A 12,656-nucleotide genomic window follows, 5' to 3' on the forward strand; every position below is an offset into this window, starting at 1 on the left:
GATCAGTGCCGTGTAATCGTCAATCGGGCGCGCAATCCCTGATCTCCGGCCTCAAACCGCAGCGCGCCGCCATGCTGTTCCGCGACCGTCGCGGCAATGGTCAGACCCAGGCCGAACCCGTCTGACGACCCTGTATTGGTTCCGCGCTGGAAAGGGGCCATCAGAGCTTCGATATCCTGAACCGACAGATCGGTACCCTTGTCCTCGACCGTGATCGTGGCAGAATGCGCGTCGGTTTCAAGCTGGACCTCGGCATGGCGGCCGTATTTCAGCGCGTTGTCGATTAGGTTGGTCAAGGCCCGTTTCAGCGAAATCGGTCTAGCGGTGACCAGCATGCGCCGCGCTTCCTGCAAGGTGCCGTGCCCGCGCCGGGACATGAAAACGGATGGCGCACCTTCAACCGCAACAGGATCAATGTTCTGCAAGGTCACGGGGCGATCCATATCCTGGTAGTCGTCGACAACCGACTCGACCAGGGATGTCAGTGAAATCTGACGAGGCTCTTCGACACTCAGTTCGGAGCGTGTGTATGTCAGGACACTTTCAATCATGCCTGTCATCTGATCCACATCCGCTTCGAGCTTTTCACGCAGTTCGTCATCCGCGATGAGCGCAGCGCGCAATCGGACTCGGGTTGCAGGGGTTCCCAGATCATGGCTGACGCCCGAAAGGACAGTGGCACGTTGTTCCAACTGAGCGCGCTCTGCATCGAGATGGGCGTTTACGGCAGACACGATGTCCCGCAGCTCGGTCGGGCCATCCGCGTCGTAACTGTCGGGTCCCCCGCGCCTCCGACGGTCGCGCAGGGCGTGGGCAAATCGCGTGAACGTATCAGACACATTACCGACCGAGGTCAGGATCACCGCCAGCGCTACGATTCCCAGCAATATCGCGGGCAGGCGCAGATCGGCCGGGGCCGCGCCGCACCCCCAGATACCGGTTCCGTCCACGCGGTACCATGGTCCACGTCCAAACTGCGCGATCAGGATCGGCTCGCTGCAATAGGTGGCCAGCAATCGTGTCAGGTTACCCATCTTCTCGGACCCTGTCTGATCGCTACGCGAGACGATATCTGACACCGGATAGACTAGACGATCGGACAGGATTGCCAGCGTCAATTCACGCCCGTTGAGCGGCGCGGAACTGTCTGTCAGGATCGAAAGGTTGGTTAGGAACCGACGGCCCGAAGACCCAGGAAATTGTTGGAACTCTCCCTTATCGGCCAGGACGGCATCCGCCGGTGACAAGGGCGTAATGGACAGCGGGGCTGCTGGGGCCATTCCGGTGCGCAGGTCTTCGTAAACCGTAAACCCCGCGACGAAGGATTGCGTCAGGAACTGATTCCAGGCGCGGGCCGAAGCAAACCACAGGCTGGCCGATACCAGCCCTGTTGCGAAGGCTGAGATCACCCAAAACCAGCCTAAATTGCGTAGGCGCAGTGTCATTCCTCTTGCACCGACACGTCGGCGGCAAAAACATAGCCGACGCCGCGTTCGGTGCGCAGCATCTGCGGGTCCTTCGGGTTGACTTCGATCTTTGACCGCAGCCGCCCCACCAGCATGTCGATGGCGCGGCCCTGCGCCTCGGGCTTGTCGGTGCCGCCGGTGACATCCAGCGCGGCGACGATCTCATCCCGTGTCAGGGGGATATGCGGATTGGCCAGCAAAACCTTGAGCAACGCCGTCTCACGTTGTGACAGCGCCACCAAATAGCCCTCGGGCGAATGCACCTCATCGCGTTTGCCATCATAGAGCCAGCCGTCAAAGCGGAAGCTGTGGATGCGGCGGCGGTAGGCCAGTGACGATGACCGCCGCGCACGTTGCATCACTGCCCGTACGCGAGCGAGCAGAAGCTGCGGGTTGAAAGGCTTGGCGATATAGTCATCGGCCCCGACCTCATACCCCGCCATGCGCTGATGGTCGGCTGACAGGGCCGAGACCAGAATGATCGGCACATCCTGTTCGGCGCGCAGGCGGGCGCAGATCTCGACGCCGTTTTCATCGCCCAGCATCACGTCCAGCAGGATCAGGTCGATGCGGCCGGTGTTCAGGTGGCTGCGGATTTCATTTTCAGAACTGGCGGGTAGGGCGATGAACCCGTTCTGCTGCAGGAACTGGGTCATCATCGCCCGCATCTCGGGGTCGTCATCCACCACCAAAAGTCGCGGGATACTCACGCGGTTTGTCCTCCCAGTCACTGTTCCTCCGATATCGTCAATTGTAACGAACGGAAACAGATTCAATGTCAACGTAACACGCGGTAACAGAAGCGGTGAAAAATTGGGCTGATGCACGGGTTTGGCGCGGATTCCAAGTTGCCAGACGGCCCGTGCGCCCCAGTATGGCCGACATCGCTGCTGCGGCAGTCACTTCGTTCTCTAGGGAGGAGACAAGAAATGAAACGTTTTGCATTTGCCACCGTATCGACGCTGGCTGTTGTGGCCGGATCGTCGGTGTTGGCGGGTCCCCAGGCAGAAGTTCTGCATTGGTGGACATCGGGGGGCGAGGCCAAGTCGGTTGCCGTCCTGCAAGAGGAATTCGCAGCCAATGGTGGCAGCTGGACCGATATGCCCGTTGCTGGCGGTGGCGGTGATGCCGCGATGACTGCGCTGCGCGCCCGCGTTCTGTCGGGCAACGCGCCGACCGCCGTTCAGTTGAAAGGCCCCGCCATTCAGGAATGGTATGAAGAGGGCGTGCTGGCCGATATCTCGTCCGTGGCCGAGGCCGAAGGCTGGGCCGACGTTCTGCCCGCCTCGATCGCGGGTCATATGAAATGCGAGGGCACGTGGTGCGCCGCGCCGGTGAACGTACACCGCGTTGATTGGATCTGGGCCAATGCCGACGTTCTGGCCGCAAATGGCATCGAGATGCCGACCACGTGGGACGAATTCAACGCTGCCGCGGATAAGCTGCAAGCCGCAGGTGTGATCCCGCTGGCCCATGGTGGTCAGGCATGGCAGGACGCGACCGTTTTTGAAACCGTGGTACTGGGCATTGGCGGTCCCGAGTTCTTCCAGAAAGCGCTGGTTGATCTGGACCCTGAGGCGCTGACCTCGGACACGATGGTGCAGGTGTTCGACCAGATGCGCACAATGCGCGGCTACGTGGACGAGAACTTTTCGGGCCGCGACTGGAACCTGGCCACCGCGATGGTCATGAACGGTGAGGCGGCGTTCCAGATCATGGGTGATTGGGCCAAGGGCGAGTTCCTGGCGGCGGGCAAAAAACCCGGCGAGGATTTCCTGTGCGCCTCGACCCCCGGTGACGGCTATCTGTACAATGTCGACAGCTTTGCAATGTTCGATGTGGACGGAGATGACAAGAAAGCCGGTCAGGACCTGCTGGCCAAGCTGATCGTCGCACCGAACTTCCAGAAAGTGTTCAACCTGAACAAAGGCTCGATCCCGGCACGGACCGACGTGGCACTGGATGACTTTGACATCTGCGCCAACTTGTCGGCCGAAGATATGGGTTCGACCTCGGACGCAGGCTCGCTGCTGCCGTCTTATGCCCACGGCATGGCGCTGCGCGGGTCGCAGTCTGGTGCGATCACGGATGTTGTGACCGCGCATTTCAACTCGGATATGTCGTCGGCTGACGCGGTTCAGCAATTGGCGGCAGCAGTGGCTAACAGCTACTGATCCATATCGCTCTGCCCCCTATACTGACGGGGCAGAGCATCTTTCCCCGGAGGAAATCATGTCCGAATGGCTGGAAAACCACCTGCCCAAGGTGGTGCTGGCACCGTCGTTCATTGCCGTATTGATCTTTGTCTACGGCTTTATCGGATGGACGGCCTGGGTGTCACTGACTCGATCGAAACTGTTGCCGAAATACGAGATCAAGGGATTCATCCAGTATGAACGCCTGTTTGACTCGCCCCGTTGGGATACGGCGATTAACAACTTGTATATCTTTGGCGCGCTTTTCATCATCATTGCGATGGTGTTGGGTCTGCTTCTAGCCATTCTGCTGGATCAGAAGATCCGCGTCGAAGGGGCCATCCGCACGATCTATCTGTACCCGATGGCGCTGTCGATGATCGTGACAGGCACCGCGTGGAAGTGGATCTTGAACCCCGGTCTGGGGATCGAGTCCATGGTCCAGGGCTGGGGCTTTACCAATTTCGAGTTCGACTGGCTGGTGAACCCCGACTACGCCATCTACACCATCGTGATGGCCGCGATCTGGCAAAGCTCAGGCTTCGTCATGGCGCTGTTCCTCGCTGGTCTACGCTCGGTGGATGGTGAGATCATCAAGGCAGCCCAGGTCGATGGTATCCCCACATGGCGCATCTACACGGCGATCATCATACCGTCGATGGCCCCGATCTTTCTTTCGGCCTTCATCGTGCTGGCCCACCTTGCGATCAAGAGCTTTGACCTTGTCATCGCCCTCACGGGTGGCGGTCCCGGATACGCAACCGATCTGCCAGCGACCTACATGTACGCCATGGCGTTTTCGCGCGGCGATATTGGTCAGGCGGCATCGTCCGCGATGATCATGATGCTGGTCGTCTTTGCCATCGTGGTTCCTTATCTTTACTCAGAGCTGAGGGCGAAAAATGACTGATCTGTCGATGCCCCAATCCCAAACCCAAACCCGTAGCCAAAGTGCCGTTGGCAAGATTGCCCTGCGTTGGTTGCTCTACGTCCTGCTGGGTCTCTTTGCGCTGTATTACCTGATGCCGCTGTTCGTGATGTTGACCACATCGTTGAAAAGCCTTGAGGAAATCCGCACCGGCAGCCTGATTTCCTTACCGCGCGAAGTCAGCTTTGATGCCTGGAAAACCGCATGGTCCGGTGCCTGTACCGGCATTCAGTGCGAGGGCCTGCGCCCCTATTTCTGGAACTCGGTCCTCATCGCGGTGCCTGCGGTGGCGATCTCGACCCTGCTAGGTGCGCTGAACGGCTATGTCGTGGCGCAGTGGCGGTTCAAAGGCGCGAACATCATTTTCTCGCTGATGCTGTTTGGCTGCTTCATCCCGTTTCAGGTGGTTTTGCTGCCGATGGCGCGCCTGTTGGGCATGATGGGGATCGCCGGGACCATTCCGGGCCTGATCTTTGTCCATGTGATCTACGGGTTGGGCTTCACCACGCTGTTTTTCCGTAACTACTATGTCACCATCCCGTCCGAGCTGACCAAGGCCGCACGCGTTGATGGGGCCGGGTTCCTGCGGATCTTCTGGTCGATCTTCCTGCCGCTGTCGCTGCCGATCATCGTTGTGACCGTGATCTGGCAGTTCACGCAGATCTGGAACGACTTCCTGTTCGGCGTGTCGTTCAGCCAGGCGGGTACGCAACCCGTGACAGTGGCGCTCAATAACATCGTAAACTCCACCACCGGCGTCAAAGAATACAACGTCGACATGGCCGCCGCGATCATCGCGGGGCTACCGACGCTGCTCGTCTATGTCGTTGCCGGTAAGTATTTCATACGCGGCCTGACCGCTGGTTCTGTGAAGGGATAAGACCCATGGCACCCATCCTTGATATCAACAAACTCTATAAGAATTACGGTGCGACCGAGATTCTGAAGGACATCAACATCTCGATCGAGCCGGGCGATTTCCTGGTGCTCGTCGGCCCCTCGGGCTGCGGCAAGTCCACCCTGCTGAACTGCATTGCCGGGTTGGAGGAGATCACTGGCGGCACCCTGTCCATTGGGGGCAATGACATGACCCATGTCAGCCCCAAGGACCGCGACATCGCGATGGTGTTCCAGTCCTACGCTTTGTACCCGACCATGACCGTGGCCAAGAACATCACCTTTGGCATGAAAGTGCGCGGGGTCGATCAGGCGACGCAGGATGCCAAGCTGAAAGAGGTCGCCCAACTGTTGCAGATCGAACCTCTGCTGAACCGCCGCCCCAGCCAATTATCGGGCGGTCAGCGTCAGCGTGTGGCAATGGGTCGGGCGCTGGTGCGCGATCCCAAGCTGTTCCTGTTCGATGAACCGCTATCCAACCTCGACGCCAAGCTGCGGGTCGAGATGCGGACCGAGATCAAGAAGCTGCACCAAACGCTGGATGCCTCGATCGTTTACGTGACCCATGACCAGATCGAGGCGATGACACTGGCGACCAAGATCGTCGTGCTGAAAGGTGGAGTCGTTCAGCAGATCGGCACACCGGCCGAGATCTATAACAACCCGGCCAACCTGTTTGTGGCGGATTTCATGGGCTCACCCGCGATGAACCTGATCCCGGCACAGGCGCGCAAGAATGGCTCGGGCACCCAGATCGCCATCGCGCGTGAGGGTGGCGACCTGCTGTTGACAGAATCGCGTGATCTGGCCCTTCCGCAGGATGTGATCCTGGGTCTGCGTCCCGAGGACATTGCTGAGGCCGGGTTCCGCGCAGGCGACGGGGTGCAAGAGGCTGAGTGTCTTGTCGATATGGTCGAACCTGCAGGGGCCGACACCTATGTGGTCTCGGAGCTGGGCGGCAAGCAGGTCACGGCGCGTCTGCACGCGGAAACCAGCGCGCAGGCGGGGAAACCTCTGAACCTCGCCTTCGACATGAGCAAAGTGTCGTATTTCGCCAAAGAAACCGGCGAGCGCTTGAACTAAGGGTGTTCAAGCGCCAACAAAAAAAGCGCCGCGCGATGGGGGTCGCGCGGCGCTTTTGTCATGTGAACCCGATCAGCTCAGCTTGTTCTGCTTCATGTCCTTGATCAGACGGTTCAGATCGCCTCCGCGCGCGTCTAGCAGCGCGCCAACTTCGGTGCGCTCGGTCAGCAGCATGTTCACCCCTTCGATGAACATGTTGAAAAACCGGTCACGGCCCGATTTGTCCGACACCAGGAACGTCACCTCGAACGGGGACGAGCCCTGAAGTTTAACCGAGGTGCGCACCTCATACCCTGCTTTGATCTTGCGGGCGTTGCGCACGGTGACCTGACCGCCGATGAATTCACGGAAGCGGCGGCCATATTTGTTCGAGATATAGCCCTGAAAGGCGTCGGTGAATTGTCGCAGCTGCGCCGGGCTGGCAGATCGGCCATCGGCCCCCAACACGTAACGTGCCATAATTGGTACGTCGGCATATTGCGCAAAAATCTTCTCGAAATCGCGGATCATCGACTTTTCGGACTTGCCCGAGGCGATCACGCGGTTGATATCGTCCACCACACTGACCACCAGCGCCTTGGCGCTGGCTTCGGTCTGGGCGTAGGCGGGCAGGGCGGCCATCAAAACACCGGCCAGGCCAGTGGCGACAAATCCGCGTCGATTTAGATGGTTATTCAGCATAGGGGTCCTCGTAGGGGTCTAGGTAGGGGTCCCTGACAGGGTCGGTTCCGATGTCTGCGTAGGGGTCGTCATATAGGCCCAGATAGGCGTCTTCATCGTCTCGCGCCAGTTCAAACCGGCGGTTTTGCAGGTAGATGGTCTGTGACTGCGCATAACTGTCGGCGCTTTCATACAGGATCGAGTCGACCGTATCCGAGAACCGACCCCGATCCCCGGCGCGCCGCACAACCTCGGCATAGACGCCGATATTGTCGATCGGGCGCACAGGCGAAAAGTTGATCGGGTTCGAGAAAAGATTGACCACAACACCAATTGCGTCGCGCTGGGTCGATGGGCCGTATAGTGGCAGTTCCACATAAGCGCCTTCTCCGACACCCCAGACATGCAGTGTCTCGCCAAAGTCGGTGTCAACCGGCGGCAGGTTCAACTCGTCCGCAGGTTTGGATAAGCCTGCCCCGCCAACGGTAGTATTGATTGCAAAGCGTAGCAGGGCATTGCCCGACTGTTTCAGATTACCCTGCAACAGATAGTCCAGCGCCTGCCCCGGCATGGTCAGGTTTTCCGCGAAATTGCTGAAACTGGTCACAACCGGATCGGGGAAGATCTTCACATAGCCTTTCGAGGCGGGACGGAACAGAAACCGGTCAACGCCCAGATTGAACTTATGAATACCCCGATTGTTTCTTTCGTAAGGGTCAAACACCTCACCCGGAGGGGTGCCTTCCGGTGGGCGTGTAGCGCAGGCGCCGAGAGTAGCCACTAGGGACAGGAGGATAAGGGGCTTCAAGCGGATTTTGCTTAGCACGGTCTTTGCCACTCCAACACGTCAGGAACGTATGCGCCTGAACGTTCAATCAATACTGCCTTTGGCCGCTTCTAACGGCGCAATTCAATGTCACATAGGTGTTTCACAAATCTATTGAAACAGCCAGCGTGTAACCCGGTTAAGAGGTCAAGGTAAAGTGACACGAGTTCAACACTAAAGAATAAGAGAAGTCATGCTTACAGCAGCAATGACGCTTAATTCGGCGGTTTGGTGCTTTTCGAACCGGTCTTTCCCGGTTAGCGTCCGACCGACTCGAATTAAGGTGAGGACCATCACATGAGCATTGCAGCAAAACTGGACAGCATGGGCGTTACGCTGCCCGACGCGCCGGCACCGGCGGCCAACTATGTGCCTTTCGTGCGCGTTGGTAACATCGTCTATGTTTCGGGGCAGATTTCGAACGATGGTTCGATGATCATCGGCAAGCTGGGCGATGACATGGAGGTCGAAGCTGGTGCAGCAGCCGCCAAAGTGTGCGCGATCAACCTGCTGGCGCAAGTCAAAGCGGCCTGTGGCGGTGATATCGACAAGCTGGTGCGGGTGATCAAACTGACAGGGTTCGTGAACTCGACCCCTGATTTCACAGCACAGCCACAGGTCATCAACGGCGCGTCGGACTTTCTGGTCGAAGCGCTGGGTGAGGCTGGTCGCCATTCGCGCTCGGCTGTCAGTGCTGCGGCGCTGCCTCTGGGCGTGGCTGTTGAGATCGAAGGTATTTTCGAGGTCGCATGACACCCGCCTTGCCTGACGTGTTCCTGCAGGCTCCGATCGCGCATCGGGCATTGCACGACCTCTCGGACAACCGCCCGGAAAACAGCCGGGCGGCCATTCGCGCGGCTGTCGAGGCCGGATATGGTATCGAGATTGACCTGCAACGCACCAGCGACAACCGGGCGATGGTGTTTCACGACTATGACATGACCCGTCTGACGGGCCGTTCTGGCCCGATTCAGCAAATCTCGGCGGCCGAGGCGCAGACGACGCAGCTTTTGCATGCCGCAGACGGTATCCCGACGCTGGACGAGGTGCTTGACATCGTGGCCGGGCAAGTGCCTCTGCTGATCGAATTGAAAGATCAGGACGGCGCGATGGGCACTGATGTTGGCCCTCTGGAGCAAGATACCGTGCGTGCTTTGCAGGGCTATGACGGGGCCGTGGCGCTGATGTCATTCAACGCTAATTCCGTCGCCGAACTGGCACGAATTGCCCCCCATCTGCCGCGCGGCATCACAACCTGTTCGTATCAGCCCAAGGTCGAACATCTGCCACAAGCAATCTGCGACCATTTGCGTGGCATTCCCGATTTCGAACGGGTCAGCGCCAGTTTCATAAGTCATGAGGCTGCAGATCTGGCGCGTCCCCGTGTGGCCGAGTTGAAGGCGCAGGGTGTGCCGATCCTGTGTTGGACCATCCGCTCGCCCGAACAAGAGGCAGAGGCCCGCAAGGTTGCCGATAATGTGACCTTCGAGGGGTATTTGGCCGCCCACCCGGGTTGAACCCCACCCCATCCGTCACAGATAAAGACAAGACGCGGAGGGCACATGGATCAGGCGCAAATCGAGGTTCGGGTACTGGGGTCGCTGTCGCAAATCCCTGCTGCAGAGTGGGACAGTTGTGCCTGTCCCGAGGCGGCCGATGGCGGTCGCCCACTGGATCCGTTTACCACGCATCGGTTTTTGTTGGCGTTGGAAAACAGCGGCTCGGTCGGGCGCGGCTCAGGCTGGCAACCGCAATATCTGACCGCGTATCTGGACGGAATGCTGATCGGCGCGGCCCCAATGTATGCCAAGTCGCATTCGCAGGGTGAGTACATCTTTGACCACAACTGGGCGCACGCTTATGAGAATGCGGGCGGGCGCTATTACCCCAAGCTTCAAATTGCGGTGCCCTTCACACCCGCCACGGGGCGACGGTTTCTGGTGCGGCCGGGGTATGAGGGCGTTGGCCTGTCGGCCCTCGTGCAAGGTGCGGTGCAACTGGCGGCGGATAATCAGGTCTCATCCATCCACGCGACCTTTTGCACCGAGGCCGAGGCCGAAGCGGGTGAAGAAATGGGCCTGATGGTGCGTCATTCGCAGCAGTTTCACTGGCTAAATCATGACTACGCGGATTTCGACGGGTTCCTGGGGGCCCTTTCGTCGCGCAAACGTAAGAATATCCGTAAGGAACGTGCGCAGGCCTGTGGATTTGGCGGTCAGATTCGCACCTACACGGGCGATGACCTACGGCCCGAGCACTGGGATGCGTTCTGGCGGTTCTATCAGGACACAGGCGCGCGCAAATGGGGTGCGCCCTATCTGACCCGTCAGTTCTTTGACATTGCCCATGAAACCATGGCCGACGACATGGCGCTGGTTCTGGCCGAGCGTGACGGGTACCCGATTGCAGGCGCGCTGAACTTCATCGGGCGCGAGACGCTGTATGGCCGCTATTGGGGTTGTGTCGAGCACCATGCCTGTCTGCATTTTGAATTGTGCTATTATAGGGCGATCGACTTCGCCATTGCGCTGGGTCTGGCAAGGGTCGAGGCGGGCGCGCAGGGGGAACACAAGCTGGCGCGCGGTTATCTGCCAACGCGCACGCACAGTCTTCACTGGGTCAATGACCCCGGTTTTGCCGACGCGATCCGAAAATATCTGGACGCCGAGGCCCGCGCAGTGGGAGAAGAGATCGAGATTCTGACGGACTACGGCCCGTTCAGAAAAGCGAACCCGGAGGAACAGCAATGACCGAACTTTTGTCAACGGAAACGCGCGGCCCCCTTCTGGACCCTCTGTTTCAAAATGGCTGGACCATGGTGGAAGGCCGGGACGCAATCACCAAGACTTTCATCTTCCAGGATTTTGTCCACGCCTTTGGCTGGATGACCCAAGTGGCCATCTTTGCTGAGAAATGGAACCACCACCCGGAATGGTTCAATGTCTACCGAACGGTCGAGGTGACACTGTCCACCCATGATGTGGGTGGATTGTCTGCGTTGGACGCAAAGCTGGCCCGAAAGATGGACAGTCTGGTTTAACCCCGGTCGCTTGCCGAGCCGACGCCACCCGCCAGCGAGGCGGCCACACCCATTTGCCGGAATTCATCAGGCGTTACAGTGCCACTGCTCACGTCGATATTTTTCGGGATGCGAGTTTCTCGAAGGCCATTCGATCGCACCGACCGCGCCGCCGGGTTAATGTCTAGACACCGCGTGTCATAACAGGTCAGCCCGCTGGTGTTTATTTGTATCCGCTGCTGACCATCCGGTCCGGTTACAATCGGCGCTTGCGGCACGTCACACGCTGCAAGCAAAGCCAGAACACCCAGAGAAATCCATTTGTTCATAGCGCGCTCCTGTCGGGTTGGGGCGGTCCTAGTCCAACTGACCGTTCCTGTTTTTGTCGGCAGATGAGAAATCCTCAGTCATCTGCGCATCATATTCTGATCGAGAGATAACGTTATCCCGATTGCGGTCAACGCTTTGGAATTGCTTTATGTCCAGAAAGGGTTTGGCTTCCTCCAGACCCAGCGTGCCACTCTTGTCCTCATCCATCGCCTGAAATGCATAGTCTGAAAAGGCGTTGAACTCGTCTTTGGACAGAAAACCGTCATTGTTGGCGTCGATGGCTTTCAGTTCGTTCTCATGCAGCTCTGCCACGGTTTCGGCCACACTGGTGTTGGCCAATAGGGTCAGGCCAAGTGTCAAAATCCCAAGTCTCATGATGTCCTCCTCAGCACGCGAATTTCTGACCTTCGATCCCGCCGACGGCAGCCCCTGCTGCTGTCAGGATCGTCTTGCCGGACCCGCCTCCAAACTGATTGCCGATGGCGCCACCCAATAGCGCGCCGCCGACCGTGCCGCTGAGGCAGGCGATCTCATGCTGGCGGGCGGCTTGTTGTTGCGGTGTGGGGGCCGGACCGCACGCGGCCAGTACGCCTGCCGTTCCCAGACATAGGGTAATGGACTTGAGCTTCATAAAAGGACTCCCTGAACAACTAGGCCGAGTATTTGCCGTTCAGAGTTACCTATCAAGTTAAATAGGGCAAAGGCCCCGACAGAACCGGGGCCAAACCGGATCAGATGACGTCCAAAAGGCCCTCACCAGCAGAGATTTCGCACGCGCCGGGGCTTTCTTCCAGGTTCAGCGCGGTGACTTTGCCATCCTCGACCAGCATCGCATAGCGTTTCGAGCGCGCGATCAGCCCGGCCGGCGGTGCGTCGAAATCCATACCGATGGCCTTGGTGAACTCGGACGCGGCATCCGCCAGCATGGTCAGGCCCGCATCGGACGCGCCGGTGGCCTCGCCCCAGGCTTTCATCACGAAGGGGTCGTTGACCGACAGGCAGATGATTTCGTCCACGCCTTTGGCATCGAACTGATCTTTGGTGCGCATGAAGCTGGGCACATGAGCCGAATGGCAGGTGGGCGTGAACGCGCCGGGGACGGCAAAGATCACCACTTTGCGCCCGTTTGTTTTATCGGAAATCCGGACCTCCTCGGGGCCTTCCGCACCGATCTGGGTCAGTGTGGCGTCGGGCAGCGTATCACCTGTTGAAATCATTTTTGTGCTCCTGTCGTTTGGATTTGCAGAGTCGG

Annotated in this window: 16 protein-coding genes; 8 read left to right on the forward strand and 8 right to left on the reverse strand. The window is 58.9% G+C overall.

From position 1 onward, the window contains the following. Positions 1–2: 2 nt before the first annotated feature. Both GOW48_RS15910 and GOW48_RS15915 read right to left on the reverse strand, forming a co-directional pair. Complete coding sequence (locus GOW48_RS15910; protein WP_170755210.1) at positions 3–1,445, reverse strand: sensor histidine kinase; 1,443 nt, start codon at positions 1,443–1,445, stop codon at positions 3–5. Beyond that, positions 1,442–2,176: a response regulator transcription factor gene (locus tag GOW48_RS15915; RefSeq protein ID WP_170755211.1), complete on the reverse strand. Its 735-nt coding sequence runs from the start codon at positions 2,174–2,176 to the stop codon at positions 1,442–1,444. The genes GOW48_RS15910 and GOW48_RS15915 overlap by 4 nt, the downstream gene beginning before the upstream one ends. Positions 2,177–2,395: 219 nt before the next feature. Here GOW48_RS15915 and GOW48_RS15920 point away from each other — a divergent pair, with 219 nt between their 5' ends. The 4 genes from GOW48_RS15920 to GOW48_RS15935 are packed head-to-tail and all read left to right on the forward strand — an operon-like array spanning position 2,396 to position 6,569. Next, the gene (locus tag GOW48_RS15920) at positions 2,396–3,640 is read left to right on the forward strand and encodes an ABC transporter substrate-binding protein (RefSeq protein WP_170355923.1); all 1,245 of its coding nucleotides are present in this window, start codon (positions 2,396–2,398) and stop codon (positions 3,638–3,640) included. A 58-nt stretch (positions 3,641–3,698) separates the two neighbouring features. Next, positions 3,699–4,571: a carbohydrate ABC transporter permease gene (locus GOW48_RS15925; RefSeq protein WP_170355925.1), complete on the forward strand. Its 873-nt coding sequence runs from the start codon at positions 3,699–3,701 to the stop codon at positions 4,569–4,571. Next, the gene (locus GOW48_RS15930; protein ID WP_170755212.1) at positions 4,564–5,469 is read left to right on the forward strand and encodes a carbohydrate ABC transporter permease; all 906 of its coding nucleotides are present in this window, start codon (positions 4,564–4,566) and stop codon (positions 5,467–5,469) included. Before GOW48_RS15925 ends, GOW48_RS15930 begins: the two co-directional genes overlap by 8 nt. A gap of 5 nt (positions 5,470–5,474) precedes the next feature. Continuing rightward, positions 5,475–6,569, forward strand: coding sequence for an ABC transporter ATP-binding protein (locus GOW48_RS15935; RefSeq protein WP_170755213.1), 1,095 nt, complete (start codon positions 5,475–5,477; stop codon positions 6,567–6,569). Between the two features lie 72 nt (positions 6,570–6,641). Here the strand turns inward: GOW48_RS15935 and GOW48_RS15940 are convergent, their stop codons facing one another. Further along, on the reverse strand, positions 6,642–7,250 hold the full coding sequence (locus tag GOW48_RS15940; RefSeq protein WP_170355932.1) for an MlaC/ttg2D family ABC transporter substrate-binding protein: 609 nt from the start codon (positions 7,248–7,250) through the stop codon (positions 6,642–6,644). Further along, positions 7,240–8,037, reverse strand: coding sequence for an MlaA family lipoprotein (locus GOW48_RS15945; protein WP_174821920.1), 798 nt, complete (start codon positions 8,035–8,037; stop codon positions 7,240–7,242). Before GOW48_RS15945 ends, GOW48_RS15940 begins: the two co-directional genes overlap by 11 nt. Positions 8,038–8,352: 315 nt before the next feature. Between GOW48_RS15945 and GOW48_RS15950 the strand changes: the two genes are divergently transcribed. Genes GOW48_RS15950 through GOW48_RS15965 form a run of 4 tightly spaced genes read left to right on the forward strand, consistent with a single transcriptional unit; the run spans position 8,353 to position 11,095 of the window. Then, positions 8,353–8,808 carry a RidA family protein gene (locus GOW48_RS15950; RefSeq protein ID WP_170355934.1) on the forward strand — a complete coding sequence of 152 codons (456 nt, stop codon included), beginning with the start codon at positions 8,353–8,355 and terminating at the stop codon, positions 8,806–8,808. After that, complete coding sequence (locus GOW48_RS15955; protein ID WP_170755214.1) at positions 8,805–9,572, forward strand: glycerophosphodiester phosphodiesterase family protein; 768 nt, start codon at positions 8,805–8,807, stop codon at positions 9,570–9,572. The genes GOW48_RS15950 and GOW48_RS15955 overlap by 4 nt, the downstream gene beginning before the upstream one ends. Before the next feature lie 45 nt (positions 9,573–9,617). After that, positions 9,618–10,805 (forward strand): GNAT family N-acetyltransferase, encoded by a 1,188-nt coding sequence (locus tag GOW48_RS15960; protein ID WP_170755215.1) that lies wholly within the window; start codon positions 9,618–9,620, stop codon positions 10,803–10,805. Continuing rightward, entirely contained in the window at positions 10,802–11,095 is a 294-nt protein-coding gene (locus tag GOW48_RS15965; RefSeq protein ID WP_170355939.1) for a 4a-hydroxytetrahydrobiopterin dehydratase, read from the forward strand. Before GOW48_RS15960 ends, GOW48_RS15965 begins: the two co-directional genes overlap by 4 nt. On the opposite strand, the gene GOW48_RS15970 is transcribed toward GOW48_RS15965, so the two are convergent. From GOW48_RS15970 to GOW48_RS15985, 4 genes are all read right to left on the reverse strand, one after another. After that, positions 11,092–11,403 carry a hypothetical protein gene (locus GOW48_RS15970; protein WP_170355941.1) on the reverse strand — a complete coding sequence of 104 codons (312 nt, stop codon included), beginning with the start codon at positions 11,401–11,403 and terminating at the stop codon, positions 11,092–11,094. The two genes, GOW48_RS15965 and GOW48_RS15970, sit on opposite strands and share 4 nt — an antisense overlap. A gap of 28 nt (positions 11,404–11,431) precedes the next feature. Continuing rightward, positions 11,432–11,779, reverse strand: coding sequence for an EF-hand domain-containing protein (locus tag GOW48_RS15975; protein ID WP_170755216.1), 348 nt, complete (start codon positions 11,777–11,779; stop codon positions 11,432–11,434). A 10-nt stretch (positions 11,780–11,789) separates the two neighbouring features. Beyond that, the gene (locus GOW48_RS15980; RefSeq protein ID WP_170755217.1) at positions 11,790–12,035 is read right to left on the reverse strand and encodes a glycine zipper 2TM domain-containing protein; all 246 of its coding nucleotides are present in this window, start codon (positions 12,033–12,035) and stop codon (positions 11,790–11,792) included. Positions 12,036–12,135: 100 nt separating this feature from the next. Further along, entirely contained in the window at positions 12,136–12,621 is a 486-nt protein-coding gene (locus GOW48_RS15985; protein WP_170755218.1) for a peroxiredoxin, read from the reverse strand. Positions 12,622–12,656: the final 35 nt, after the last annotated feature.

The organism is Ruegeria lacuscaerulensis (assembly GCF_013033355.1).
Lineage (GTDB): Bacteria > Pseudomonadota > Alphaproteobacteria > Rhodobacterales > Rhodobacteraceae > Ruegeria > Ruegeria lacuscaerulensis_A.

Excerpts from the sequence above, each read along its gene's own strand:
- GOW48_RS15935 (WP_170755213.1), top strand. The coding sequence starts at position 5,475 with ATGGCACCCATCCTTGATATCAACAAACTCTATAAGAATTACGGTGCG.
- GOW48_RS15975 (WP_170755216.1), bottom strand. The coding sequence starts at position 11,779 with ATGAGACTTGGGATTTTGACACTTGGCCTGACCCTATTGGCCAACACC.
- GOW48_RS15965 (WP_170355939.1), top strand. The coding sequence starts at position 10,802 with ATGACCGAACTTTTGTCAACGGAAACGCGCGGCCCCCTTCTGGACCCT.
- GOW48_RS15970 (WP_170355941.1), bottom strand. The coding sequence starts at position 11,403 with ATGAACAAATGGATTTCTCTGGGTGTTCTGGCTTTGCTTGCAGCGTGT.
- GOW48_RS15980 (WP_170755217.1), bottom strand. The coding sequence starts at position 12,035 with ATGAAGCTCAAGTCCATTACCCTATGTCTGGGAACGGCAGGCGTACTG.
- GOW48_RS15940 (WP_170355932.1), bottom strand. The coding sequence starts at position 7,250 with ATGCTGAATAACCATCTAAATCGACGCGGATTTGTCGCCACTGGCCTG.
- GOW48_RS15985 (WP_170755218.1), bottom strand. The coding sequence starts at position 12,621 with ATGATTTCAACAGGTGATACGCTGCCCGACGCCACACTGACCCAGATC.
- GOW48_RS15955 (WP_170755214.1), top strand. The coding sequence starts at position 8,805 with ATGACACCCGCCTTGCCTGACGTGTTCCTGCAGGCTCCGATCGCGCAT.
- GOW48_RS15950 (WP_170355934.1), top strand. The coding sequence starts at position 8,353 with ATGAGCATTGCAGCAAAACTGGACAGCATGGGCGTTACGCTGCCCGAC.
- GOW48_RS15960 (WP_170755215.1), top strand. The coding sequence starts at position 9,618 with ATGGATCAGGCGCAAATCGAGGTTCGGGTACTGGGGTCGCTGTCGCAA.
- GOW48_RS15925 (WP_170355925.1), top strand. The coding sequence starts at position 3,699 with ATGTCCGAATGGCTGGAAAACCACCTGCCCAAGGTGGTGCTGGCACCG.
- GOW48_RS15920 (WP_170355923.1), top strand. The coding sequence starts at position 2,396 with ATGAAACGTTTTGCATTTGCCACCGTATCGACGCTGGCTGTTGTGGCC.
- GOW48_RS15930 (WP_170755212.1), top strand. The coding sequence starts at position 4,564 with ATGACTGATCTGTCGATGCCCCAATCCCAAACCCAAACCCGTAGCCAA.
- GOW48_RS15910 (WP_170755210.1), bottom strand. The coding sequence starts at position 1,445 with ATGACACTGCGCCTACGCAATTTAGGCTGGTTTTGGGTGATCTCAGCC.